The organism is Bacillus sp. P4_E1, assembly GCF_056401715.1.
In genome coordinates, this window is sequence record NZ_JBFUIV010000001.1 from 263,690 (window position 1) to 288,808 (window position 25,119).

The 25,119-nt window shown below is 33.6% G+C and carries 25 protein-coding genes and 4 pseudogenes; 7 read left to right on the forward strand and 22 right to left on the reverse strand.

Features of this window, described 5'->3' with window-relative positions; translation table 11 throughout:
- Position 1 precedes the first annotated feature (1 nt).
- From AC1DS7_RS01255 to AC1DS7_RS01270, 4 genes and pseudogenes are all read right to left on the reverse strand, one after another.
- Positions 2–1,264 (reverse strand): MFS transporter, encoded by a 1,263-nt coding sequence (locus tag AC1DS7_RS01255; RefSeq protein ID WP_476998715.1) that lies wholly within the window; start codon positions 1,262–1,264, stop codon positions 2–4.
- A 46-nt stretch (positions 1,265–1,310) separates the two neighbouring features.
- Positions 1,311–1,946, reverse strand: coding sequence for a TetR/AcrR family transcriptional regulator (locus AC1DS7_RS01260; RefSeq protein ID WP_016102010.1), 636 nt, complete (start codon positions 1,944–1,946; stop codon positions 1,311–1,313).
- 256 nt (positions 1,947–2,202) lie between these two features.
- The gene (locus AC1DS7_RS01265) at positions 2,203–3,555 is read right to left on the reverse strand and encodes a DEAD/DEAH box helicase (RefSeq protein WP_476998716.1); all 1,353 of its coding nucleotides are present in this window, start codon (positions 3,553–3,555) and stop codon (positions 2,203–2,205) included.
- Positions 3,556–3,628: 73 nt separating this feature from the next.
- Positions 3,629–3,893 (reverse strand): annotated as a pseudogene (locus AC1DS7_RS01270) (hypothetical protein).
- Positions 3,894–3,911: 18 nt separating this feature from the next.
- On the opposite strand from AC1DS7_RS01270, the pseudogene AC1DS7_RS01275 reads away from it, so the two are divergent.
- A pseudogene (locus tag AC1DS7_RS01275) lies at positions 3,912–4,100 on the forward strand (hypothetical protein); the annotation flags it as partial.
- Positions 4,101–4,316: 216 nt separating this feature from the next.
- Here AC1DS7_RS01275 and AC1DS7_RS01280 read toward each other — a convergent pair.
- From AC1DS7_RS01280 to AC1DS7_RS01295, 4 genes and pseudogenes are all read right to left on the reverse strand, one after another.
- A pseudogene (locus AC1DS7_RS01280) lies at positions 4,317–4,518 on the reverse strand (N-acetylmuramoyl-L-alanine amidase); the annotation flags it as partial.
- Between the two features lie 66 nt (positions 4,519–4,584).
- The gene (locus AC1DS7_RS01285; protein ID WP_476998754.1) at positions 4,585–5,376 is read right to left on the reverse strand and encodes an exosporium leader peptide-containing protein; all 792 of its coding nucleotides are present in this window, start codon (positions 5,374–5,376) and stop codon (positions 4,585–4,587) included.
- Positions 5,377–5,418: 42 nt separating this feature from the next.
- Positions 5,419–6,426, reverse strand: a pseudogene (locus AC1DS7_RS01290) (N-acetylmuramoyl-L-alanine amidase); the annotation flags it as partial.
- Positions 6,377–6,634, reverse strand: a complete 258-nt coding sequence (locus AC1DS7_RS01295) for a hypothetical protein (protein WP_002168378.1) — start codon at positions 6,632–6,634, stop codon at positions 6,377–6,379. The gene AC1DS7_RS01295 and the pseudogene AC1DS7_RS01290, both read right to left, overlap by 50 nt.
- Positions 6,635–6,851: 217 nt before the next feature.
- Here AC1DS7_RS01295 and AC1DS7_RS01300 point away from each other — a divergent pair, with 217 nt between their 5' ends.
- Entirely contained in the window at positions 6,852–7,181 is a 330-nt protein-coding gene (locus tag AC1DS7_RS01300; RefSeq protein WP_085311102.1) for a YkvA family protein, read from the forward strand.
- A 247-nt stretch (positions 7,182–7,428) separates the two neighbouring features.
- Here the strand turns inward: AC1DS7_RS01300 and AC1DS7_RS01305 are convergent, their stop codons facing one another.
- The gene (locus AC1DS7_RS01305; RefSeq protein ID WP_000416118.1) at positions 7,429–7,641 is read right to left on the reverse strand and encodes a hypothetical protein; all 213 of its coding nucleotides are present in this window, start codon (positions 7,639–7,641) and stop codon (positions 7,429–7,431) included.
- 343 nt (positions 7,642–7,984) lie between these two features.
- Between AC1DS7_RS01305 and AC1DS7_RS01310 the strand changes: the two genes are divergently transcribed.
- Positions 7,985–8,122, forward strand: a complete 138-nt coding sequence (locus tag AC1DS7_RS01310; protein ID WP_002127410.1) for a DUF3956 domain-containing protein — start codon at positions 7,985–7,987, stop codon at positions 8,120–8,122.
- 127 nt (positions 8,123–8,249) lie between these two features.
- Here AC1DS7_RS01310 and AC1DS7_RS01315 read toward each other — a convergent pair whose 3' ends face one another.
- The 7 genes from AC1DS7_RS01315 to AC1DS7_RS01345 all read right to left on the reverse strand — a co-directional run bounded on the left by AC1DS7_RS01315 (position 8,250) and on the right by AC1DS7_RS01345 (position 14,623).
- The gene (locus AC1DS7_RS01315; RefSeq protein ID WP_476998717.1) at positions 8,250–9,833 is read right to left on the reverse strand and encodes an aminotransferase class V-fold PLP-dependent enzyme; all 1,584 of its coding nucleotides are present in this window, start codon (positions 9,831–9,833) and stop codon (positions 8,250–8,252) included.
- Positions 9,834–9,902: 69 nt separating this feature from the next.
- Positions 9,903–10,451 carry a glycerol-3-phosphate 1-O-acyltransferase PlsY gene (gene plsY / locus AC1DS7_RS01320; protein WP_002085555.1) on the reverse strand — a complete coding sequence of 183 codons (549 nt, stop codon included), beginning with the start codon at positions 10,449–10,451 and terminating at the stop codon, positions 9,903–9,905.
- Positions 10,452–10,586: 135 nt separating this feature from the next.
- A complete protein-coding gene (locus AC1DS7_RS01325) occupies positions 10,587–11,486 on the reverse strand; it encodes a BadF/BadG/BcrA/BcrD ATPase family protein (protein ID WP_016102016.1) in 900 nt (299 codons plus the stop codon).
- An 18-nt stretch (positions 11,487–11,504) separates the two neighbouring features.
- Entirely contained in the window at positions 11,505–12,656 is a 1,152-nt protein-coding gene (gene anmK / locus AC1DS7_RS01330) for an anhydro-N-acetylmuramic acid kinase AnmK (protein WP_002141765.1), read from the reverse strand.
- Positions 12,657–12,677: 21 nt separating this feature from the next.
- The gene (locus tag AC1DS7_RS01335) at positions 12,678–12,944 is read right to left on the reverse strand and encodes a hypothetical protein (RefSeq protein WP_002136308.1); all 267 of its coding nucleotides are present in this window, start codon (positions 12,942–12,944) and stop codon (positions 12,678–12,680) included.
- Between the two features lie 78 nt (positions 12,945–13,022).
- On the reverse strand, positions 13,023–14,306 hold the full coding sequence (locus tag AC1DS7_RS01340; RefSeq protein ID WP_002136305.1) for a PTS sugar transporter subunit IIC: 1,284 nt from the start codon (positions 14,304–14,306) through the stop codon (positions 13,023–13,025).
- 11 nt (positions 14,307–14,317) lie between these two features.
- Positions 14,318–14,623: a PTS sugar transporter subunit IIB gene (locus tag AC1DS7_RS01345; protein ID WP_002189604.1), complete on the reverse strand. Its 306-nt coding sequence runs from the start codon at positions 14,621–14,623 to the stop codon at positions 14,318–14,320.
- 226 nt (positions 14,624–14,849) lie between these two features.
- Between AC1DS7_RS01345 and AC1DS7_RS01350 the strand changes: the two genes are divergently transcribed.
- Complete coding sequence (locus tag AC1DS7_RS01350; protein WP_215589026.1) at positions 14,850–16,409, forward strand: glycoside hydrolase family 10-like protein; 1,560 nt, start codon at positions 14,850–14,852, stop codon at positions 16,407–16,409.
- A 56-nt stretch (positions 16,410–16,465) separates the two neighbouring features.
- Here the strand turns inward: AC1DS7_RS01350 and AC1DS7_RS01355 are convergent, their stop codons facing one another.
- From AC1DS7_RS01355 to AC1DS7_RS01365, 3 genes are all read right to left on the reverse strand, one after another.
- On the reverse strand, positions 16,466–17,299 hold the full coding sequence (locus tag AC1DS7_RS01355) for a DUF3974 domain-containing protein (protein WP_002069267.1): 834 nt from the start codon (positions 17,297–17,299) through the stop codon (positions 16,466–16,468).
- A 24-nt stretch (positions 17,300–17,323) separates the two neighbouring features.
- Positions 17,324–18,436, reverse strand: a complete 1,113-nt coding sequence (locus AC1DS7_RS01360; RefSeq protein WP_002085564.1) for a toxic anion resistance protein — start codon at positions 18,434–18,436, stop codon at positions 17,324–17,326.
- A gap of 348 nt (positions 18,437–18,784) precedes the next feature.
- Positions 18,785–19,378 (reverse strand): O-methyltransferase, encoded by a 594-nt coding sequence (locus AC1DS7_RS01365; protein ID WP_002085565.1) that lies wholly within the window; start codon positions 19,376–19,378, stop codon positions 18,785–18,787.
- Positions 19,379–19,683: 305 nt separating this feature from the next.
- Here AC1DS7_RS01365 and AC1DS7_RS01370 point away from each other — a divergent pair, with 305 nt between their 5' ends.
- Positions 19,684–19,842 (forward strand): hypothetical protein, encoded by a 159-nt coding sequence (locus tag AC1DS7_RS01370; RefSeq protein WP_002085567.1) that lies wholly within the window; start codon positions 19,684–19,686, stop codon positions 19,840–19,842.
- Positions 19,843–19,876: 34 nt separating this feature from the next.
- Here AC1DS7_RS01370 and AC1DS7_RS01375 read toward each other — a convergent pair whose 3' ends face one another.
- From AC1DS7_RS01375 to AC1DS7_RS01385, 3 genes are all read right to left on the reverse strand, one after another.
- A complete protein-coding gene (locus AC1DS7_RS01375; protein WP_002141760.1) occupies positions 19,877–20,746 on the reverse strand; it encodes a sigma-70 family RNA polymerase sigma factor in 870 nt (289 codons plus the stop codon).
- Entirely contained in the window at positions 20,724–22,034 is a 1,311-nt protein-coding gene (locus AC1DS7_RS01380; protein WP_016102021.1) for a phytoene desaturase family protein, read from the reverse strand. Before AC1DS7_RS01380 ends, AC1DS7_RS01375 begins: the two co-directional genes overlap by 23 nt.
- A 94-nt stretch (positions 22,035–22,128) precedes the next feature.
- A complete protein-coding gene (locus AC1DS7_RS01385) occupies positions 22,129–22,434 on the reverse strand; it encodes a luciferase domain-containing protein (protein ID WP_016102022.1) in 306 nt (101 codons plus the stop codon).
- 205 nt (positions 22,435–22,639) lie between these two features.
- On the opposite strand from AC1DS7_RS01385, the gene AC1DS7_RS01390 reads away from it, so the two are divergent.
- Positions 22,640–24,028 (forward strand): HD domain-containing protein, encoded by a 1,389-nt coding sequence (locus tag AC1DS7_RS01390; RefSeq protein WP_476998718.1) that lies wholly within the window; start codon positions 22,640–22,642, stop codon positions 24,026–24,028.
- Positions 24,029–24,321: 293 nt separating this feature from the next.
- On the forward strand, positions 24,322–24,954 hold the full coding sequence (locus AC1DS7_RS01395; protein WP_002141757.1) for a cupin domain-containing protein: 633 nt from the start codon (positions 24,322–24,324) through the stop codon (positions 24,952–24,954).
- Positions 24,955–25,119: the final 165 nt, after the last annotated feature.

Sequence of the window (25,119 nt, forward strand, 5' to 3'; positions counted from 1 at the left end):
GCTAGTTCCCTTCATTCCATAATATTTTCTTCGTCACTATCGCTATTATTATCATTATGAAACTAATAACTAATATAGGTAAATAAATTTTCATACTGAATCCTTCAAACATAAAACCATAAATGACTTGCCCAATTGGTGCCATACATTGAGATACCGCTGTTATAATTGCCATTACTTTTCCTAGGTTTTCATTTGGTGTTTTCTTTTGGACTACAGTAATCACATAGATGGATACAATTGTCACGATCATTGCAATTAGAATAGAAGAAAGTATAAAGAGGATAAATGGTGGATAGTATCCTAAATTAAGAATAACTGGCGTAACTGATAGTGCCATTGGTAGTACTAATAAAGCTATTAAAAGCATCCAGTAATACAATGTTTTCATCTGTAGCTTTTTCGCAAAAAAACCTATCGATAACGCACCTAAAATAGTAGCAAAATCGATCAATCCCATTCCAATTCCGTATAACGTGTCGCTACTTTCCATTGTTACTCGTATAATAATTGGAGCGCCAACAACAAATAGCGGTGTAAGTATTAAATTTAGTAATGCAGCTAAAAGCATAGATTTCAAAATAAATGGTTGTTTTAAAACATATATAAATCCTTCTTTCATATCCTTTACAATTGTCGGTATTATATGGCTTTCTCGTGCTCTTTTTATAAAAGGTATTTTAATAAACATTTCTAAAATCGCAGATAAAAAGAAAGCAAGACAACTTATTATTACGAGCATTTTCAAACCAATTATGCCGTACAGTATTCCTCCTAATACAGGAGCAACTATATTTGACAATGCTTGCACACCATTTACGATACCGTTCGCTTGCTCTAACTTATTCTCTGGAACTAATTGCGGAATACTCGCCATTACAACAGGTGAATACATTGCACTAACGACTGCTAGTAAAAACATAATTGTTCCAATCAATATAATAGATACAGGTCCAGTAAATAACAAAACTATAAAGCTTAATACAATCGCAGCGTTGATAAAGTCAAAAATAACCATTAAATTACGGCGATTGAAACGATCTGCTATCGCTCCGCCGAGAGGAGCTAGTAAAAATGGAATACTCGTTACCGCATATAATCCTGCGAATATATCAGCACGCCCTGTTATATCTAGCACATATAATGACAGGGCAAAACGTAAAAGTGTTGAACCTAAAATAGTAATAATTTGTCCACTCACCATTAAGTGAAAATCTTTCATCGAAGACCTTATACTAGCTGACATCCTTATCACACCTTTCATTCGATTCAGACCGACTGTCGGTCGATAATATCCAAACAGAAAATTACTATTTCTGTTTGATTAAAACCTCCACCATGTAATCAAAGGCGCCCTCTTTCGCTCCAACAGATGCTTCCATCATTTTGATATAAGCTTTAGCCCTCCTCATCATATCTTCCGGCTTCCACTGGAATAAACCCTCATCAAATATGACTTGTGCTGAAGAGAGTAATAATTCAATCGTTTCTTGTGGGTATGGAGTAGAAAATATGCCTTCAGCGATTCCTTGTTCTAAAATCTCTGCTAAAACAGGAGATAAATGAATAATTGATTGTACTATACTTTTTTGATGCATTTCCGCATTATTTGGCTGATGAAATTGTTCAATCATTTTATCTTTTACATCTCCTGATTTTGGTGATTGTTCCATTAAAACTCGAAATAACTTATCCAAAACTGGGATATTAGGGTTAGAGACAATTGCTTTCGCTTTAGCAACATCTGCTTTAATAATCCTCATAATAATTTCATCCATTACTTCTTCTTTCGACTTAAAATAATGATAAAACGTCCCCTTTGCTATACCAATCTCTTTTAAAATGTCATTTACTGTAGTTTTCGTATACCCTTTTGTAACAAACAAACGTTCAGCAGTTTCTAAAATTTCATTTCTACGCTCCCCATATTCTTTTACGATCCTCATTCATGTACTCCTTCCTACGGACCGACTGTCGGTTTATTTAAAGTATATGTTTAGTATGTGAAAAGTTTCCTGTTATCGTACATATACAACAACCTACTTTATATTTCCTTTATGAATTTTAAAATTTATTTTTAATACGGTGAATGAAATTTTAAAGGTTGTTTCTATGTAATCACCCTTGTACTTATATCGACTTCGTTGTATAAAAACAAAAAAGAGCCGCAACACTTTGCGACTCTTTTTGAATAATAACTATTTAACGGCCACGTCTTTGCTGACCTTGTTTTGTACTACTTTTCTTATTACTTGGCTTATTAAATGATCGATTGTTATCATTTCTAGAACTATTTCTTGAATCGTTTCTTGGACCACCTTTTGAACCACTTCTTGAACCTTCACGGCTATCTCTTTGACGATATTGACCTGATTTCTTTGGAGCCGGCTTTTGTACCGGTTTTCCATTTTCATCTACATTTTTTATCATCGGTTGTTCGATTATTTCTCTTTGTATTGGTGCACCAAGCGTTTTTTCAATTTCTTCTAAATGTTTTTCATCTTTCGCTGCAACGAACGTAATTGCAAGACCTGATCCACCTGCACGTCCTGTTCGGCCAATGCGGTGAATATAACTTTCTACATCTTCAGGGATATCAAAGTTAAATACGTGCGTTACACCATCTACATCAAGTCCACGAGCTGCTACATCCGTTGCGATTAAGTACTGAATTTTAGCTTCGCGGAAACTCTTCATAACTCTTTCGCGTTTCGCTTGAGCTATATCACCATGAAGTTCAGCACAATTATAACCTAGTCCTTTTAAATTATCATAAAGCTTACTTGCTCTAACCTTTGTACGACAGAAAATAACTGCTAAAAATGGCTGATCACGATCCATAACAAAACGAAGTGCATCTGGCTTTGCACGATCTGTCGTCTCAATGACACGCTGCTCAATTGTATCTACCGTTACTTCTTCACTTTGTACTTGAATCATTTGCGGCTCTTCCATATAACGTTTCGCCAATTTTTTAATATCTTTTGGCATCGTTGCTGAGAATAACATCGTTTGTTTACTATCAGGTGTCTCATCTAAAATATCTTCAATATCATATAAGAATCCGAAATAAAGCATTTGATCTGCTTCATCTAGTACAATCGTTGAAAGATTACTTAAATAAATTGTTTCACGTCGTATATGATCTAATAATCGTCCTGGTGTCGCTACAACAATATGTGTATTACCTTTTAATTTTCTCAATTGTTGTGCTACATCTTGTCCGCCATATATCGCTAGTACATTAATATCTTCTCTTTGAACAAGCATTTTTTTAATTTCAGTTGTAATTTGCAGTGCTAGTTCCCTTGTTGGTGCAACAATTAAAGCCTGAACATCACTAGACTCTGGATCGATTTTTTCTAAAATCGGTAACACGAATGCTAACGTTTTACCCGTTCCTGTTTTCGCCTGCCCAATAATATCTTTACCTGACATAATAACAGGAATTGCCTTCTCCTGAATCGGTGTTGCTTCTGTAATTCCATTTTCACGTAATGTATGATTAAAAGTTTCACTAATTCCTAATTCTAAAAAGTTTTTCAAATAGACCACTTCTTTTCCTTATTTTTCACATTAGCTTTCATTGTACCATTTGTTTCGCCAAATATGAAAAATAAAAAAATTCTTATCTTCTTTTTTTATATTCATCCTGTACTAGATGAACAAATTCTTTTTGTTTTTTCTCGGATTTTATTAATGCTTCCATATTTGCAGAAGTCAAAATATACTTTTTAATTTTTCTATTACTCCAAATTAAACTTGTATACTTCGGATCTTCATGTAGATTTCGAAACCACTCTAATTCACTTAATTTTGCGATATAATGTTTTAATTTCATGTCATTTCGAGGATAAAATAACATCTGCTATTACATCAAATAATGAGCCCAAGTTATTCCCTCCTATAACTTCTTTAATGAAGATATTAACGTAATTTTAAAAATCATTGTTTCACCAATTCAAAATAAATTACACCAATATGTACATCAAGGAACTAAGTTCTACAATTTAATATGTAATACGAAAGCATTATATAACCTTCATTTTGATTTAGCATATGAGCTTATCTTTCAGAAAGATGGTTTGCAATATAAAATGGAAAAATCCTAATAGTGCATTAGAGATATTTATTATTTTTCATTATAATTTTTATAGCCTTACCATATCAATTTGGGAATTTTGTACGTTTAGAAAATCATTTAGATACATTTAGCCATATATTGTACGCCAATAATATAGTAGTAAGAACTTTACAAATGAAGGATATAGAAAGAATAAGGGGGCATGGTTAATTACTCATGAAGGTATAGTGCGTTAGATGAATAAATAGGCTTCATTTGCAACAACATAGTATGTTTTCCCTTTACTGCTGTGTGCTTTGTACTGTGGCGAACCATTGACACTCACTTTTGCATCAATCATAAATCCCTGCATCTACAGAACCAGCTCCATCTTTATATTTCCAAGATGGAGCATCCTAGAAACGTAGATTGTCCACTTTGAAAACAATACGTTTTCAAGGTGGACAAATAAACTGTGCTTTTCTTATCGAGTAGCAACAGATACTTCTGAAAGAAATAGACTACATCGTAATAGGGGTTATATTCACAGCTGTAATTTTACAAGTTGAAATTGCAAACCTAACGGTTGTAGTTGGATTTATAGGTAATGTCCCTAGTACTATCCCAAGTCCTGTTTGTTCCACGTTAAAATCTGCTGCAATAGAACCATTACTTGCTAAAAGACTTACTGTAGATCCGATAAACGCATCCAGTAATTGTCTAATTGGTCGTTCACGACATTCACACTCGCATCCTACATCGGTAGGTGGAAGTAATGTAATAGGTGGTCCTGGTGGTAAAAAACCTACCCCTGTTACATCAGATATATTGACCACAAAGGTTGTGGTGCCATCTGTAACTGTAACTAAAAAATCATTCACAGAAGTGATAGTAAATAGAAAGAAAAGCGGGGGCGTGTTGGGTGTGTCTGCAATAGTGCCAAGAATAACAGTTTCTCCAATAAGTTGTTGTAAAACGCTTTGCATAGGTAAAACACAGCAATCACAAAGACAACCTTCATTTCCTCCTGTTGGGCCTGTCTCTCCTGTTGGACCCGTTACTCCYGTTGGACCCGTTACTCCTGTTGGACCCGTTACTCCTGTTGGACCCGTTACTCCTGTTGGACCCGTTACTCCTGTTGGACCCGTTACTCCTGTTGGACCCGTTACTCCCGTTGGGCCTGTCCCTCCTGTTGGACCTGTGGGTAAAGTAAATGGTGGGATTGGGGGAAGTGTAGGGCCAATTAAATTTGGATTTAATGCATTAGCTTGAAGTATCCCATTTATCTTTTGTATTTCATTTTTATCAAACACATAACTACCTCCTATGAGTGTACTATACTGTAGTAATACTGTTACAAATACATAAACTTCATTGATCGTAATATAATATGTTTTTCCTATACTATTGTGCACCTTAAATTGTACTGAACCTTCCATATTTAACTTCCTAAAATTTGTAAACACCTCACCTACATCTACAAAACCATCCACGTCTTTATCCTGCCAAGATCGAGCATCATAGAAACGTAGAATGTTAACTTTAGAAACAACACGCTTTCCTACAATAGAAGAATCTACTGTACTTTTCTTACTAAACTTCACATAGGATGGATTGTTCTTAATCCATTGCTCTCCACCAAGGTTTAACCAACCAGGCTTTTCGCCCCATTCAACATAAGCTTCTGATTTATTTAGTTGACGAATCTTAGAATAGCTTGTGTCTGGTCCTTTACGTAAATTAACGTTGTAGCCTTCAATATAAGCTATACCATCGGTTACAGCTGTTGGTACTTCTGTTGGTTTAGGTGGCTTTCAGGTACAGAAACATCCACACTAGAATTATTGTATGCGCGTTGTACATCAGCACGGGATTGAGCTCCTGATCCCCATGAGATTTTAAATAATCAAGTTGATCTTCATGATCTGTACCGCCAAGGTATTTAATCACATCGTAGTGAATCCACAATCCTTTTCCTACAGATAACTTGTTATCTTTTAAGATTTCCGCTAAAAGTTTTACGTATTTTTCATATGAACGCTCGAGCTTTGTATGGTCTGCTGTTTCACATAACTCTACATGTACAAATCGTTTATTAGCAGCAGGTCCACCGCCATATGCAATGTATTTTATATTAGCGATTTGGATTGTTTCATCTCAATCAACAGCATATTGAACAAATGCGTTTCTTCATGTACGAGATTCATACTTTTGAATATTTCAGAAGTCGCTGTACTATGAGTTACTACGCCCTCATAAACACCTATGCAAAAACGATATGATTGTTTTGGTAAATTAGGGATAAAAAACGTTCTATCCGCAAAAATACTTGTAGCAAATGAACCAGCAAGTACTAGAATCATAAGGAACGAGGTAATTAGCTATATTAAAACCAGCTAAAATTGGAATGAATGTAAGTGATTGATTATTTATATCCTTAATTCCTTTCAATATTATTGTTGTATTCGGATTCATATACGCTATAAACAATCTAATAATTATTGTCAAGATAGCTGGTATTAAGAAATCAAAAGTTTTTTCTGCCTTCGTTGCAGAACGCAAATAATTCATTGAAACCTCTATCGGAAACTTATTTGCTTTCCAAAACAGATTTTCTCTTCATCCATCTCCATATTCGTATCCGCTTAACAAGCATTGTTTTATTTTGAACAGGTATTCGCTTATAAATATCGAAATATACAATAAGAAAAAACAATAAAATTGATTATTCTTTCGCTTCTTTGTCCATCCTTTTAAAAAATCTATTTTTTGGAAAAGGAGTGTTTATATGGAGAAACAGACACTTTGGAAAAAATTCAAAAAAAGCTCAGCAAACCTCGGGAAATCAAGCGTATATGAAAGTATTATTTTATACTACACAATGAGAAAAAAAGGGTTACCTACTAAAGCAAAATTCATAATATTAGCTGCTTTATCTTATTACGTATTAGCAATCGACTTCATTCCAGATATAGCTGCTATTATTGGGATCGGCTTATTAGATGATGTTTTAGCAATCGCTATAGCGCATAAATTTGTAATGCGCCATGCGGACAGTGAAATTCGAGAAAAGAGCAAAGTAAAAATGGAATCATTATTTACTTCAGTACACATTTAACGAAGAAAGATAGGCTCTTACTTGTCTTTTCTCACTGCCTAACCATCATCTATAGCTTTTAAACAAATGATTTGAACAGTGTTAATACAGAAAAAAGAACTAAAATAATCTTTTAGTTCTTTTTTGTCAACTCAATTTATTTTTGAACAATAGTTAAAAGAGCCTATTTTAATTTACCAACTAAAACAGGCTCTTTACTAATTTAAATTTACAAGATCATCATCATTTTACGCTATACTTTGCTACTTCAACAACATTTCTCTTTCATCGCTTTCATCATAGACATAGTAGTCTTCATCATTTCATCACATTCATTCATTTTCACCATCATTGCCTTATCCATTTCTACATCCATTTGCATCATGTTATTCATCATCATTTTCATACACTTCATTTCACACATCATTTTTTCCATAGACATCATCATGTTTGTTGTTTCTACCATCATAGTTTTTTCCATATTAACATCCCCCTAGAATTTTTATGTTACAAGTATAAAAATTCCTTTTCGTTTTTCTAAAACCTTCTTAGTTTACCTCATACAAATATTTATCAATATATTTCCCTCTCAATTCGTCATTGATTAACTTTATTTATTGTCACGCTGAAACGTAAATATAATAAAAAGCATCTTATTATAGATGCTTCCTTGTCTAACAATTAAATTATTAACACTATAAAACTCCATTTGTTTCGTAAACATAGGGTAAATCTATTATTTTTATAAAATTCATAAATCCAACTATAACGTATTATAGTTTTATTCATATACTGTAGTAGATCACTAGAAAGGAGGCGTATATATGGAAAGTTGTATTGTGTTCGTAAACGGCCAACCTTTTTTAGTACTCACAGTTGCTGGCATCGAAATTGCTAGATTGGAAATTACTCTTCAAGTAGCACTAGCTTTGAGAGTTCTCGGTATTCCAATCTGTGGGTAATTCATTTAAGTAAGTTTAAAAGAGAGCTTTCGCTCTCTTTTAAACTCTTGTCAAAAAATGCACTTCTATACACTTAGCAAGTGTGACTCATAGCCTTGTAGAAATTATATAATAAATATACAAGCATTTACGTTAAAAGAACTTTCTTTAACACACACATCTGCAAACAATTTAACATCCTCTTCATATCACGTTCTTTATAGTGATTCAGACATGCTATTTGAATCCAGTTATTCTTTTGTAAATATGCTGATTCATAATGAACAATATATCCTTGTAACGCTAACGCATCACCTACTGCCTTAGAACACTGCCCTTCGTTTAATTGAATGGTAAGAACAATTTGAGCGGCATGATCTTTAGGTGAAACAAGCTTTAAACCCATAGTATTAATAGCTTGTTCAATATAAGCATACGCCTCTTTTATTTTTTCAAATACCATTTCATCTTCAAATATTTTTAATGCTTCTTGCAATGCATAAATTAAATTCCATGAATGGGAGTATGGGATACTTTCATTTTTTTCGTACATACCAATGTCCATATAAGCAGGTACTGCCTCGTTTACTTTTACAATGTGGTTATGAAAAACGAAAGATAATCCTGTATATGATTTAATCGCTTTTCCGCTAACACCACTTGCAAAATATACATCCTTCAAATTTATTGGTATTGCTCCAATTGAGCTTATACAATCTACACATAGTTTCATTTGATATTTTTTACAAAGAATGTTTAGTTCTTCTAAATTATTTAACATTCCAGTAGATGTTTCATGATGAACAAACCAAAGCMATTCATAATTTCCAGTTGCCATTATTTTTTCTAATTCTGTATAAATAAACGGCTCTGCCATTTCTTTTTTATGCGTATCAAAATTTAAATGTGCACGTTTTGCCTGCTCAATTAATCTATTACCGAACTCCCCGTTCGCTAAAACTAGTCCTTTACCTTTTAATGAGCGTAACTGTAAAGCAATTGCATCATTCGCTAACGTTCCTGTTCCTAACATAAGTTGTACACGTTTTGCTTTCGTTATTTGAAGTAATCGTTTTTTTACATTTTCCATCGTCACTTGAAATGACTTAGAACGATGCGAAATAGGCTTAGTAGAAAATGCCTTTCGAACATTTTCTTCAATATCCACTGGACCAGGTAAAAACGTATATTCTTTCGTCATAATACCTCCAACACTCGACTCTTCAAACATAGCTGGGGTAACATACATTGGCTGGAAGGCTGCTTCTTCAGTACCAACTAACGTATGGAAAGATTTGAATCCCATTTGCTCATATAAAAGTAGTTCACGTGTTGTAGCAGAAATGAGTGCCAATTCATATCCATTTAGAAGCAAATAACGATGTAAAAAGCGAATTAAACCTAACAATGCTCTTCCATTTCGATATTCACGTTCTACTGAAAGTAAACGAATTTCATATACATTTTCTCCATGTTCTTGCAAATAAAAATCTAGATTTGGAATTTTATAATCTAACGAGAATGGTCGTTTTCCTCGCAATGCAACCATACCTACTAACTTATCGTCATCTAAACAAATTAAATATGTATTTTCTTCATGGAAACGATCTATACGAACACGATCTTTCGTTTCTTCATGTTGCGGAATTTCTTCTACAAATGTTTTATAATTCAATTTATGTATACTTTCAAATTCCAAAGCTTGATCAGCAACTTTATAAAATAACCCCATGTTGTATCTCCTTTATGTATTTAATAAAAATTATAAGTGGAGATTAACTCCACTTATAAAAAGTTCATTTCATTCTCGATTTACATATAAAATAAGTACAATGATAAGTGCACTTAAAATAGTCGTAACAATAGAGTAAGAATACAAAATCATGCAAACTGGTAAACAAGCGATTGTAATTAGTCCGGGCTTAGTAAATCCTTTAAAGATTAAATAAAATATAATGAAAACAGCAATAAGAGTAAGCGCTATCAAATAATCAAATGCAATTAACCCTCCAATAAATGTTGAAATGCCTTTTCCACCCTTGCCTTTAAATAAAATTGGGTAAATATGTCCAAGTATAACAGCCAGTAAAGCTAACATTACAAATGTAGAATCTTCGAAAAGGTATTTTGCAATAGAAACTACGATTGCCCCTTTGATCGCATCACCTAAAAATGTAGCGACGAAATACCCTTTTCCATATACGCGCCCCATATTTCTTGCGCCAGGATTACCACTTCCTTCTTCACGAATATCAACATTATGTTTCCATTTCGTTACTATATAAGCGGTCAATATGTTTCCAAATAAATAAGAAGCCACCAAATACAAAAATTGCATACTATTAATCATGTAATCATTCACTTTCTACATGGGAGTACTTATACAATATTCAATGACTATGTATATTGTACTTTTTCTTGCTTTACATCCCTTTGTATATTTTAACATCATATTTTTACAAATCATACAAAAATTCTCATACTTCTATTTTATAAAATATACACCCTTCATTAAATGGTATGTTCCTTTCACTGCCATTTCTGATGGTGATACGAATATAACTTCTCCCATACTTTTCTCACAGCATTTCTTAAATTCAGCATATATCTCAGGAACGAAACGCAATATACTGCCACTTACTGCAATTAAAGGTGATAAATCAAACTGCATCTTGTTGTAAATATTCACCGTAATTATCGTTAATTCCTTAGCCGCTTGCAGAATAATTTTATGTGCATCATCATTCCCATTCCTCGCTTCCTCTATAATTAATGGTGCAATTGCTGCAACTTTATCTTTTGAAGAACTATATACTAGTTTTTTTATATGAGATGATGTTAAAAGTCGAAACTCGTCTTGAATCCTTAAGCTTAATGGACAAAGTCTAACTCCTTGATCAAATTGATTTGCCATTCTCTTTAAACCTTGTAACGCAATCCAATAACCGCTTCCCTCATCCCCTAAAATATGTCCCCATCCACCGCTATACTCGTACACTTCGTCTTTCTTTCCTATACAAATTGCACCTGTACCACCTATAGTTAATATTCCATTCTTACCTTTTAAAGCAGCTGCATGTGCAATCATTGCGTCATTAAAAACTTCAATTTTCGTTTCATATTTCTTTATTAATCGTAATATTAATTCATTTGTATTCGCTCCACTTATACCCGCTAACCCTAAACAAATACAAACGCAGTGCCCATCTATTAAAGCTTTCTTGCATTGATCGATCGCCTCCATAATATGCGAAACTGCTTTTTCATAATCTATTAATATATTTCCAAACCCACTCGTACCTCTTACAACTTCGTTTCCGTCTTGATCAAATGCAATTGCTTCTGTCTTCGTGCCCCCACCATCTACTCCAATCATATACTTCATATGTTCGCCTCATTTTCATCATCTTATTGGAGGGAATGTTATATTCCCTAAAACTACAGATTGCTTTGCACCTGTTGCGCTTGGCACATTACTCGGATTACGATGATGCGTTTCGTTTGCTAATATCGCAAAGGCAATTGCTTCTTTCGCCTCTGAAGAATAGCCTATATCTTCTTGAATGAATATCGCGCACTTTTCTTCCTTCAATCCATTTCGTATCATTTCAACAAGTGTACGATTATAACTGCCCCCACCACCTAAAATTACTTCATCGATTTCATAATACGGCAGAATAAACTCCTTATAATGATGAACAATTGAACTTGCTGTAAACATCGTGACAGTCGTCAAAAGATTTTCTTTACCATGCTTTTCAAACCGCTTCAATAATTCACTTACAAACTCTTCTCCAAACTGTTCTCTACCAGTTGATTTCGGTGGATTCATTTTCAAAAATGGATGGTTCATACAATATGTCAAAATTTCATCTACAACTACTCCTTGTTTTGCAATCCTACCATTTTGATCATATGGCAACTGAAATAATCTTTGACATACATCATCGATTACCATATTTCCTGGGCCAGTATCAAAAGCAATAACACTCTTATCACTTAGATGACTTGGTACTACTGTAACATTACCGATTCCGCCAATATTTTGTAGTAATCTATTTTTAGTTTGATGACGATACAAAATGACCTCTGAATATGGCACAAGTGGTGCACCTTGTCCCCCTGCTGCCATATCCATCGTTCGAAAATTAGAGATAACCGTAGTGTTCGTTTCATATGCTATAACTGCTGGTTCTCCAATTTGCAATGTCGAAGAAATACTATTGCCTTCTTGCTTTGGCTGATGATAAATCGTTTGTCCGTGAGAACCTATTAAATCTAATTGTTCCAATGACAAATCAGCCTTTTTACAAACTTCCTCCACAGCATTGGCAAAACATAAACCAAGCTTAAAGTTCAAACTGCATATCAATTGAACATTAGATGTATCAATTGATAAAGCCTGCAGTATCTCATTTTTTATATCCTTACAAAATGGAACAGTAGTAAAATGAATGAGTTCGACTTTAGAATCTACACCGTTTCCTTCTACATGAACGAGCGCTACATCTATTCCGTCTAACGATGTACCGGACATTATCCCTGCAATATACATAATATGCATGCCCCCTATTCACTAAAAAACAATTATGTAAGTAAACAACGTACAACCTACAGAAAACAATATAAATCTAAAAAACAACTGTGCTTTCGATGCAAACGATCCATCAATGAAAGAAACAACTACCGTAAGCAAAATACTTGCCGCAAAGCTTGTAACGAGCCATATACTATGCATTTGTGATAGATTTAGCATTCTTAATAAAGGTACGAAAAGTAAATTTGCACATATCACTCCAAATAACAATAAAAATACACCTTTATAGCTAAATTTTATATTCATTCTATTTCACCCTCTCTGGACTTAATGTGAAAGAAGTGATAGACAAAATGCCTATCACTCAAAAATAAAATATAAAACTTACGGATTAACAGCTTCCCCATCACCATTTTTCTCAATTTCAAGCATGTTTTTGTCGTACATTTTAAAGAATGGTAGGTAAATAAGGAATGATATTGCTATATTTATAAAAACTAATACCACTGCACGCCAATCTCCACCTGTGGCTAAATACGCGCCAATTGGAGCTGGTAATGTCCACGGCGGCATAATATGTGTTGGCGTTACAAATCCCATCGCAGTTGCTGAATATGCAACAGTTGCTGTTACGAGTGGTGTAATGATAAACGGGATAATTAAAATTGGATTTAGTACAATCGGTAATCCGAAAATAACAGGTTCATTAATATTAAAAATACCAGGAACAATACAAGTTCTTGATAATGCTTTCGAATATTTTGATCGACCAAATACAATCATAGCTAATACAAGCCCTAACGTCGCACCAGAACCACCAATCCATATAAACCATTGGTATAACGGCTCTGGTGATATGAATGGCAACTGATCTGCTCCACTAGCAACTGCTTCACCATTTTTCCCTAAATATACTTCCCATAATGGCCGGGCAACAGTTCCAACAACCGACACACCATGGATTCCGAATGACCAAAAAAATGTAATTAAAAATACTGGAATGATTACACCGAAGTAACTATCACCAGCTTTTACTAACGGTGCCGCTAATTTATCAACTACATGATGTAAATCAATACTAAAAACGACAGTTACTAAACTCATTAAAATAATTACGAATGCAGCAGGTATAAGTGCTTCAAACGAACGTGAAACAGACGGCGGTACTTGTTCTGGCATTTTAATCATTACATTTTTCGTCTTACAAAATCTTAAAATCTCTACTGATAAAATAGATACGATCATCGTTACGAATAATCCATGCCCCCCGAGATTTGTCATCGGAAGCATAAATCCTTTTTTATCGATTAATTCGGGCGTCAATGTTAAAAGTAGTGAGCATACTGCTAACTGTGCCCCTGATAAAGCATCTAACTTATAACTTTTCGCTAAATTGTATCCTATACCAAATGCTATATATAAAGACATAATAAACATCGTTAAACGATATGGTATTAATATACTTGTTTGATTTTTCAATGCCCAAACTGATATGAAACTATCTTTCGGTAATGGTGGAAATGCTACTATTAAAAAGAAACTCCCTACGATAATAAATGGTAACGCCGAAATAACTCCATCACGGATTGCTTGTAAATGCCTCTGTTCAGAAAGCCTTGCCATCGGTCCAGATAAGTTTTTATCAAGAAACGTGACAAACTTATTCATAACGCTTCCCCCTAACTAATTAATTCATTTACAGTTTTTAATAAAGCCGGTCCACCAAGCGGCGTGTATGCTTGCGGCGGAATAATACCGCACGGAATAGATTCTTGTTCTGTAAGTTTTTTTACAGCGTCAAATCGATGTCTAACTTGAGGTGCAACCATTACAACATCCCAACCATTCTTTACTTCTTCCTCCACCTCACTTGTTCCAATAGCATGCACTTCCATGTTCATACCTTTTTTCTCTGCTTCTTTTTTTAAAGCGTTTACAACAATTGCGCTGGACATTCCTCCAGAACAAACGAATAAAACTTTCATTATTGAATCCTCCTATACTTATAAATTGTTTCTTTCAAATGAAAGAAAGTTTCACTTTACTAACAAGCATATGAAGAAATGAAACGATTTAGTTATACTGAAAGTAAATTTCACTAAAAATATTTTTCCTATTAAATTAATGTTTCAATGTGTATTTTTCTCAATTGCAGGGCCAACCTAACATCATATATTATTTTAAATAATCGTATAATAGGGAGGCGTATAAATGATTATGAAACGTTTAGTAATGATGTGCTGTATCGTCATATTGTTTACTCCTTTCTCTTTCATTTCCCCTCACTCTACTTATGCTGAAGTAAATACTACTTACAAAAAACATGAATTACGCGCTGTATGGCTAGCATCTGTTCTCAATATTGATTGGCCTTCAAAAACTGGCTTACCTATTGAAAAGCAGAAACAAGAATTTATAAGACTATTAGACGATGTAAAAAACACTGGTATGAATGCAGTCGTTGTACAAATTAAACCGACTGCTGATGCTTTCTATCCTTCAAATTACGGTCCTTGGTCTGAATACATTACGGGTACACAAGGAAAAGACCCTGGATACGATCCGCTCGCATTTATGATTGAAGAAGCACATAAAAGAAATATAGAATTCCACGCATGGATTAATCCATACCGAATAACGATGAATCACACTGATATAAATCGATTATCAAATAATCACCCTGCAAGACAACATCCCGATTGGGTTGTACCTTACGGCGGGAAGCTATATTATAACCCTGGTATTCCAGATGTGAAAAACTTTATAATGGAAGGCGCTTTAGAAATCGTAAAAAATTATGATGTTGATGCAATTCATATGGACGATTATTTTTACCCTTATAAAGTAGTTGGCGAAGAATTTCCTGATCAAAAAACATATAAAACGTATAATAATGGTCAGTTTTCAAACATAGAAGATTGGCGACGTAACAATGTAAATGAGCTTGTAAGGGGATTAAACATTGCTATTAAACAAGAAAAATCATATGTAAAGTTTGGTATAAGTCCATTTGGTGTTTGGAGAAATATTGCTGACGATTCCACCGGCTCTAACACAACTGCCGGACAAAGAAACTATGATGATTTATATGCAGACACAAGAGAATGGATACAAAAAGGCTATATTGACTACATCACACCGCAAATATATTGGAATATTGGTTTCACACCTGCTGCATATGACATATTAGTAGATTGGTGGGTAAAAGAAACAAATAACAAACCGATTCACCTATACATCGGTCAAGCGGCCTATAAAATTAATAACAACTCTGTCCCTGCTTGGTCTGATCCTGAAGAATATCCAAAACAAATCGCATTAAATCGTCAATATCCTGAAATAAAAGGAAGTATGCATTTTAGCTTAAAAGATATTAATAACAATCCACTAGGAGTTAAAAACAGACTCTCAAAAGACATATATAAGCATCCTGCATTAATCCCACCTATGCCTTGGCTTGATCAAGATCCACCAAAACAACCTACTTTAAAAGGTGCTATTCCAAGAGAAGAAGGTATTGCCGTGGGAATAATTGACAATAGAGATAATGACTCTTCTTATTACGCCATTTACCGTGTGAATGGAAAAAATGAAATGGATATACAAAACCCAAAACATTTACTTACTACTGTAAGAAAAACAAAACTTGGAGAAATTTACGTAGATAAAACGGCTATTTCTGGAGAAACGTATACGTATGTGGTAACTGCAGTTGATCGATTGCATAACGAAAGCATTCCTTCTAGTTTTACTACCGTTAAGGCAAAATAAAATCTCAAAAAAAACGCCTTAAAGCTGAGAAATACTTAGCTTTTAAGGCGCCTTTTTTATTTATTCTTAAACTTCTCAGTCGCTGCTCTCATCTTCACATTCAAATCATGATCAATGGAGTCGCGAATATCACGCTCTACTACTTCCATTTCTTTTTGGAAATTTTGCAAGTAGACTTTTAACTCTTCTTCTTTTTCTGGTCGTTGTGATGGAGGTAATTGCACCACTAAAGATAACATCGCAGTTAAATCTTTCATTAAAAACGTTTCAAGTTTATGTTGTTGTTCAAACATACGCTGCTCTTGATAGTACGGCAATGCATTTAATACTGAAATTGTAATGTCATCAACCGTTCTTTGTAGTGAAGGATTAATCGAGCGTTTATATGCTTGAATTGTATTTAATGCATCTGGATATCGATCATAGAAATACAATTTATAAAACGATAAGTCTGTCGGTTTTACAGTTTGCTGCGTTTCTTGTCTTAAGAAATCTTTCACTTTCATCGCGGCCACATCGATATCTTCATTTGTAAGCTTTTTCGTTGTTTTTGCCATTACATGCACTTTTTTCTGTTTTTCTTTCGGTAACATTGAAAATACTTGTTCTCTCGTACGTTGACCTGATGTACAGAAAAGAGTATTCAATGTATGTTGTTCTTTCTTTCCTTCCGTACGAATCCAGCGATAAAAGAGTGGATGTTGCGTAAACTCTTGTAAAAACGGTGTCGATTTGTTTGATAATTTCTCAATGGAATCTTGTGCTCTCTTATATGGTTTCGTCCATGAAAAATAAAGTTTACGTCCGAAGTATACAACTAAAACAACGACAGTAAATGCGATTAAAAGTAATGATCCTAATAGTAATAATACTCCTTGAATGAAACTCATTTTTTCACCTCCTCTAAAAGTCTGTTATTTCCTTGGACGCTGAATGAGTTTCTGCTTCATCTCATCATTAAATGTATCTAGTTCAATTACAAATTTCTTACTAGACTCAATAATACGTTCTGACGATTTCTCAGATGCTTCAATAGCGGCAAATACATTTTGGAATGATTCACGTAATTTATCCATGCTAATTGCAGGATTTTCAAGGAGTTTTGTTGTTTCTTCTGTATTTTGTTTTAATGCTTGAGAATTGCTTAATACCATTGATTCAATCGCTTCATTTGTCGCATTAACTGCATCAATTGTTTTACGTTGATTTGTTAATGCGAGCTGAATTGCAGCTGAAACCGTTATAACGTTTTGCGTCATCGTAATTGCATTACGAATTGCCTCTGATAGCTTTTCATTATTTTTCTTAATGATGTCTACAGATGCGATAGATTGTAATAATACACTTTTTGCTTGTTGCATATTACGAGTACGCACAAGTATCTTTTCTAATGCATCATTTATTAACGGAATATCCCTTTGACGTTCTGGATTTTGTTTCTCAGCTTCAAGCATACCAGCAAGTTTTCTTCCTAAGTATACTTGTTTATCAAGAGCGTGAATTTTATCGTGTGATTGCTCTTTTAACATTTCAAGACCAACCGTATCCTCTTGCAAGTTATCACGGCCAATGAGAAGTGATCTTATAATCTCCTCGATTTGCTTATCTATAGATTGATATTTATGCACGTAATTTTCAAGCGGATTTTTCTTAAACACTTTAAACATAAGTTTCTTCATACCAGTTGCTTTTAATGAGTTTGGATCAAGTTCTGATACCACTTTTCGTAATTCTAACAATGTATTTGGAATTTCTTCATTCTTTCCATTCATCATCGCTGTCACAGGACGTTTTAAAGCTGATAGCGTTTGTCCTGCCGCTTGCTGCTCTTTATCCCCTAAGTCTCCAAGCTGCGACAATACTTTTGATAAATCTGTATTTTGCTCGCTATTTAACTTTTGTACATAAAGATCTGCTTCTTTATTCAGTTCTTCAAGTTCTGCATCTTTTATTACTGTATCCACTACTACTTCTACATTATTATCTTTCACAATCGATACAGGTTCTTTTTTCTCGAGTTCAGTCAACAAAATCGCTCCTTTATTTATATGTGCGAATTTATGTGCACTATATTTCATCTAATATATCGTATTTCATATACATTTTTGCTTGCTTGAAATCGATTTTTCAAGAAATACCTGCTTATGCAGTCATTCCCTGTTTCATAGTATAAGTATACCTGTTCTCGTCATTATTTTCCTCAGACTTAAGACCTAGAGAACAACATACTGAAGACGGATTCTTCATAGCTTACCTTACTTATCACCACTGACTATTAATTTGAAATTCCATTTAGTTACCTTCTTAAATTCATACAATGCTCTATCTTTTGACATATACTATCTTTCAATGTGATAATTATATTAGGTCCACTTCTAATTATTCTTCCGCGCAACAAATGCTCCCTTTTGAAAAGCTAATAACACGGTTTCAAACGTAACGTCTTCTTCAATCATCTTTATAAATCCAGCTAATTCCCCCGCATGAGAAGTTGCATTATCAATTACAAGAAAACCTTTTGGCTCTAAAATACGTTTTATATGTTCCCACCACCACATGTATTGCGTGCGCTCTGAATCTAGGAAAATAAAATCAAATGAACGATCTACTTGCGAATCTAAAAATGCCCCAGCCTCTTGATTATGAATATCGATTCTCTGTGTAAGATTTGCCCTTTCAAAATTTCCAAGTGCCTCTCCAACCCGTTCTGAAGAAAGTTCTACAGTTATAACATTTCCATTTGTTTCTTCTACCGCATTTGCTAGCCACAATGTAGAATAGCCATTTGAAGTTCCAATTTCTAAAATTTTTTTTGCATTGCAGCCCTTTACTAATACTGATAAAAACTGCCCCATTTCACGAGAAATATTTCTTAATTTTTCTTCTCTTTTTTCTTTATGTCGATCATGCTCTTCTCCATATTGTTCAAGTTGCAATAATAATGAATCTAGAGTATTCATTTTCTCCATCGCCTTTCCAAGCAATATGATGAAAAAGTACATGATGCCCGTCTACTTTTCATTATATGCGAAATGCACACCTTTTTCCTGTTATACGACAAAGAATTAAAATTTTTTATAGCATATTGTTTCGTTTTTTGGTAAAGTTAATTTCTACGTGCAATTATTTAATTCACATTATTTTACAATCAGTTTTCAATTATAAGATAATCTAAACCCCATTTAAATGAATCGGTATTTCTAATTCAACTAAGCGCCCTTTTCGGACGCATTTTCTTTTGTTTATATATTTCTGTAAGAAAGGATGCTTACACATGAACGTGATTAACTTAGATGCTGCTAGAAGACGTAAACAGCATAAAAAACTAATGATAACTATACCGATTATTAAACGCATTTATGAAGAAGACGGGGAAATTAAATTCGAGGTAGCCGGCGAAAAAGATGTACCTCTTGAAATGTTAGAAAAATAAAAAAAAGACGCACTTCTAAAGAAATGCGTCTTTTTTATACTATTACATTTAAGTGCATAAGTTTTTCTGGATTAACCATCATATAAATGTTTGAAATTTTCTCATCCTCAAATATGAATGAAAGTACATACGTCACTTTATTATTTATTGTAACTATAACGCCTGGTGCACCATTTACTATTTTGAAATCAACACTATACTTTTCTGGCAATCGTTTTGCAATTCCAAAGAACAAACGTATAATTTTATCTGCAGAATAAATCGGATTAATTGCAGTTGTAACTTTACCACCACCATCTGCTTTAAATATCGCATCTGTTTTTAAAACTTCTAACATGCCTTGCGTATCCCCACACTGCAATGATGATACAAATTTCTCCACGTAAGCAGCCATCTTCTTCGTACTTAATGTTGACTGCTTCGGCTTATCTAAAATACTTTTTCGTGCACGTTGAAAGATTTTTCGGCAATTCACACTACTCTTTTCTACAATCGAAGCGATTTCTTCGTAGTCATAACTAAAAACCTCTCTTAATATGAAAACAACCCTCTCTACCTCAGTCAGTTGTTGTAAAAGTAATAAATATGCCGTAGAAATTGATTCTTTCATTACAAATGACTCTGATGGATCATCAATCTCTTCCACAAATGGCTCTGGCAACCACATTCCGACATATACGTTACGTTTATGTGCTGCCGAACGTAATTTGTCAATTGAGCGATTTGTTACCATTTTACATAAATAGGCTCTCATATTTTCTATAGATTGAACGTCCTCCATATTATTAAACGATATAAATACGTCATGGACGATATCTTCAGCATCCATAACACTCCCAAGGATTCTATATGCTAACGAAAATAATAATGGTTGATACGCTTCATATAACTGCTCCGTTTCCATGATGAACTGCCTCACTTTCAAATTTCTTTAAAATGTGTAACGCTGCACGTTTCCCGCTTGCTACCGCAGCATCAGCTAATATTTCATCATGCCCAGCCCAATCTCCTGCAACGTAAACACCTGGCATTTCAGGTATACTAGGGCCTGGTTTTTCAACACGGTCAATACGAGGAAAATCATGTACTACCGTAATTTTCGGTAAATATTGCTGTGCAACAACTTCTCTTTTCCAATTCGGATGTAACAATTCCATCATATTTTCTAACTGTTCTTTCTCTTCTTGAATATGATTCAGTTCTAGTACAGGGTTATGGTATTTAATTAGACTCACTACAATTGATCCATCTTCACTCAATTTAGCTGCTCTCGATTGATTCGTGAAAAATATAGGTTGATCCAATCCCAATGCAAAATGATGCAAAGGATTCGGTAATTGTTTTAAACCAATATCTAACGCTGCCACGGTCACTTGTATAGATTGTTCACTCCATTTTTGCAAACTTGTTCCTTCTGTACCTTTTATAATTTTACATGCCTCTTTCGGTGGAGTTGTTACAATAACTGCCCCAGCTTCAAATACTTCATCGTCAAAACAATGTATTCTTTGTTTTCCTTCACAATGCTCTATTTTTAAAACATGCTTTTTAGCCAGAAATTGTACACCACTAGTATTCGCTATTCCTCTTAAATTTGTTATTATCGTCTCCCAACCACCATCTACATAAAGTACTCCTTCTTTCATAGAAAGCTGTATTTGCTTTAGTACGGAAGATGCTAATTGTATTGTAGGAGCATACGTATATGTTGTTGTTCGGCATAATGCATAAAATATATTTCGAACCATTGGATCTTTAATTTCATTTTCTGCCCATGTAGTTAGGCTTATTTTCGGAACTTTTTCTAAATCTAAGTTTCCTAAATGAATCATAAGACGAGCGAACTGTACTTTTGCAGACCATGAAAGTAACGGTGTTGATAAAATAGAGCGAAAATCTGTTGGAATGGTATAAATATCCCCTTTCCATATTCCATGTGCTTTTGTAGATGGGATTCCACCTGGAAGATTTACTCCTAGCTCATTAAAAGTTATAAACGCTTCTCCACCTCTATATAAAGCATGTGCACCAAGATTCATACAAATGCCGTTTTTATTTATAGTCATCCCTCGACCACCGAAGTGACTGGACTTTTCTAATACAATAACTTTCCTTCCAGCTTTCGCTAAATATATAGATGCTGTTAATCCAGCAAGCCCACCACCAACAATTGCTACATCAAAATGTTTCATAATAAAATCCCTCCTTATCCGTTCTACATACAAGACGAACGATTAAGGAGGGATGTGACATGAAAATATATTTTTCCTTATCTATTTTATTTCATTATTTTTTTATTCTGTCATATTGCATACGAAATAACTCAATTGCAAATGGAATATCCTCTTCACTCTTTATATAATAACTTATCCATCCTGATTCAGGTAATACGTGATGTGGTTTCACCAATCCTTGGCTCACTAATTCATCCCGCTTTACCCTTGGAAATGGTAAATCAACTAACTTATCGCCATGCAAATGACCAAGTTCTTTCTTACCATAATTTATTTCAATACCACCAAATCGATGCGGTTTTTCAGAAACACCTGCCCAGCCAAGTACTTCATTTCTAATCATTTCACTAAATGACATGAACCTTCACCCCTTTTTAATGATTGATGTAATATTAAATTAACATGTTCATTACTTTTTTCCATCAATCCAAAGTATGAATGGATATACGAATATAGTTTAATCTCAATATCTTTATTTTTTTACACCCTTAAAACAATTTCAAAGGGTATTTATTCTATTATATAGAATTATTATTAAAAATAAATTTAAGGGATGGATATATATGAGCAAGGTATTATTACAAAAGGAAAATTATCTACGATCTGATGAATTAAAGCTTTTGAAAAAAGCTATACATTTTGCAGAGCAAGCACATGATGGACAATACCGTCAAACTGGAGRACCATATATTATTCACCCTTTCGCGATTACAGAAATACTGCTAAATTATAAAGCTGACATTACAACATTGATTGCTGCTTTATTACACGATGTTGTAGAAGATACCGAATACTCTCTAGAAGAAATTGAATCACATTTTGGTGCGACTATTCAATATATTGTAAATGGATTAACAAAAGGAAAAAAACTACAAGATCAAAACAAAGTATTATACGAAGCAATTAATTTCAAAAAATTACTAGTATCCTCTCAACAAGATATACGTGTTGGCATTATTAAAGTTATAGATCGCCTTCACAATATAAAAACATTGAGTGTTAAAAAACCCGCAAAACAAGTAGCTTATGCGAATGAAACATTAACACTATTTGCGCCACTTGCAAAGCGATTAGGGTTATATACAATCCAGCATGAATTAGAAAATCTTGCTTTTCAATATCTACATAAAGAAAGATATACTGAAGTACATAAATTTTTAACCGAATATGTGCCACACCTTCAAAAAAATATAACTCATTTAAGAAAAGGGATACATTCTTTTTCTAATACAAACCTTTCATTTGAAATAAACTATGAGTTTCCCCCAGTATATACTGCATACTCACAATTACAAGAAATACAAAATGTATCAGGTATTTCACAAATTTGTATTACAACTACAAGTGTGCTAGATTGCTATAAAATCCTTGGAATGATTCATCAATTATACAAACCAACTATAAACTATTTCGAAGATAATATCGCTCTTGAAAATAGCCATTTTAATAACAACTTAAAAACTAAAGTCAATATGAATGATGCTGAACAAACAATTATCATTCAAACACAAATAGCAAAAACGTTGAAAGATAACGGTATTTTTTCTTTATTGAATGATAGAACTGCAAATATTCAAGCAATATCTTATAAAATAATGGATGATACAATTGTGAATAACAATTTATTAACTACAGATCCAATCACTTTCCGTAGTTTAGTATCGTATGAACTATTTGAAAATACTATTACAGCTTATACTACAGATTTACAACCAGTTTATTTACCTGATGGTGCTACAATCATTGATTTTTCTTTCTCTGCATTTCCAAAAATTGCACATAGCATGAAAAAAGTAAAAGTAAATGGGATGCCTGTTCCACTTAAAACAAAGATATCTCATTTAGACGTAATTGAAATCCATTTTGATTTAAAACAAAACTTGGCAATAGAATGGCTAAATTACGCCAATACTGCTAAAGCACAATTAATGATTCATCAAAAACTATCTTAAATAAAAGGCCAATTCCTTTCTATAAGGCATTGGTCTTTTCATATAACGTAACCATTAAAATATACGAAATAAATTTCAATATTTTTACTCCTAACCTAACATCAATAATTCCGACTTTCATTAGTTCGCTCTAATTTTTATCCGTATTTACATTATGAGAAATAAGAAGCACAACCTATATTATTTATAAAACAGGTGAATTTATTATGATACAGACAAATGCACATAACTAACACTAGGCACATATCCTAAAGTTGTATCCATACTTACCTATAGAAAGGCGGGTAATACAATTGACTTCTAATATCGACTACACTTCCCCCTCAACTAATTTCACTCATGATTTAAGTAAAAGTAATTTTTTTAAGAAAGATGCCCAAAATTATATAAACGTACTTGGCATTAAACAATTAAATACTTTAGAAAATACTTCTTTATTAGATATTTATTTAAGTACAGGCAACGTTGTAGAACCACATATTCATCAAAATGCAGCTGAACTTGTTTACTGTATTTCAGGATCTGCTGTTGTTTCTTTACTTAATCCATTTACGAATCAAATATTAAACTTACCGATAAAACCAGGGCAAGTTGCCAACATTCCACAAGCGTGGTGGCATTATGAAATTGCTTCAGCAGATAATACTCATTTATTAGCTATATTCGACGCCCCAACCCCAGAAGTTATTTTTGGTTCTGATATTTTAAGATTAACTCCCGCTAATATGATGGCTCATACTTATTGCCTCAATGAACAACAATGGAAACAAGCAGTATCCCCAATTCAATCCACTACGGTAATTGGTCCTCCCGGAAACTGTAATCAAAACCGCGACATGATAAATCAGTCAACTCAGCCCCCTACTCAACAACAAAATCTATATTACCAAGATTCTTATTACTTCCCTCTATACTGGGGGTATTAATTAGTATCATTTTAATAGAACCACCATTTATCTCCTCGGAGAATATCGAGGAGATTTTTTATCGTAACAATTAATAGAGTACATACATATAATATTTATATATTTAATTGGAGGTGATAGTACTATGAGTAATTATAACTATCGAAAAAACTACTCTAATAATAA

Bases quoted from the DNA above. Each gene is read 5' to 3' on its own strand.
- AC1DS7_RS01255 (WP_476998715.1), bottom strand. From the start codon at position 1,264: ATGAAAGGTGTGATAAGGATGTCAGCTAGTATAAGGTCTTCGATGAAA.
- AC1DS7_RS01260 (WP_016102010.1), bottom strand. From the start codon at position 1,946: ATGAGGATCGTAAAAGAATATGGGGAGCGTAGAAATGAAATTTTAGAA.
- AC1DS7_RS01295 (WP_002168378.1), bottom strand. From the start codon at position 6,634: ATGAATTATTTGCGTTCTGCAACGAAGGCAGAAAAAACTTTTGATTTC.
- AC1DS7_RS01300 (WP_085311102.1), top strand. From the start codon at position 6,852: ATGGAGAAACAGACACTTTGGAAAAAATTCAAAAAAAGCTCAGCAAAC.
- AC1DS7_RS01305 (WP_000416118.1), bottom strand. From the start codon at position 7,641: ATGGAAAAAACTATGATGGTAGAAACAACAAACATGATGATGTCTATG.
- AC1DS7_RS01310 (WP_002127410.1), top strand. From the start codon at position 7,985: ATGGAAAGTTGTATTGTGTTCGTAAACGGCCAACCTTTTTTAGTACTC.
- plsY (WP_002085555.1), bottom strand. From the start codon at position 10,451: ATGATTAATAGTATGCAATTTTTGTATTTGGTGGCTTCTTATTTATTT.
- AC1DS7_RS01325 (WP_016102016.1), bottom strand. From the start codon at position 11,486: ATGAAGTATATGATTGGAGTAGATGGTGGGGGCACGAAGACAGAAGCA.
- anmK (WP_002141765.1), bottom strand. From the start codon at position 12,656: ATGTATATTGCAGGGATAATGTCCGGTACATCGTTAGACGGAATAGAT.
- AC1DS7_RS01335 (WP_002136308.1), bottom strand. From the start codon at position 12,944: ATGAATATAAAATTTAGCTATAAAGGTGTATTTTTATTGTTATTTGGA.
- AC1DS7_RS01340 (WP_002136305.1), bottom strand. From the start codon at position 14,306: ATGAATAAGTTTGTCACGTTTCTTGATAAAAACTTATCTGGACCGATG.
- AC1DS7_RS01345 (WP_002189604.1), bottom strand. From the start codon at position 14,623: ATGAAAGTTTTATTCGTTTGTTCTGGAGGAATGTCCAGCGCAATTGTT.
- AC1DS7_RS01350 (WP_215589026.1), top strand. From the start codon at position 14,850: ATGATTATGAAACGTTTAGTAATGATGTGCTGTATCGTCATATTGTTT.
- AC1DS7_RS01355 (WP_002069267.1), bottom strand. From the start codon at position 17,299: ATGAGTTTCATTCAAGGAGTATTATTACTATTAGGATCATTACTTTTA.
- AC1DS7_RS01365 (WP_002085565.1), bottom strand. From the start codon at position 19,378: ATGGAGAAAATGAATACTCTAGATTCATTATTATTGCAACTTGAACAA.
- AC1DS7_RS01370 (WP_002085567.1), top strand. From the start codon at position 19,684: ATGAACGTGATTAACTTAGATGCTGCTAGAAGACGTAAACAGCATAAA.
- AC1DS7_RS01375 (WP_002141760.1), bottom strand. From the start codon at position 20,746: ATGGAAACGGAGCAGTTATATGAAGCGTATCAACCATTATTATTTTCG.
- AC1DS7_RS01380 (WP_016102021.1), bottom strand. From the start codon at position 22,034: ATGAAACATTTTGATGTAGCAATTGTTGGTGGTGGGCTTGCTGGATTA.
- AC1DS7_RS01385 (WP_016102022.1), bottom strand. From the start codon at position 22,434: ATGTCATTTAGTGAAATGATTAGAAATGAAGTACTTGGCTGGGCAGGT.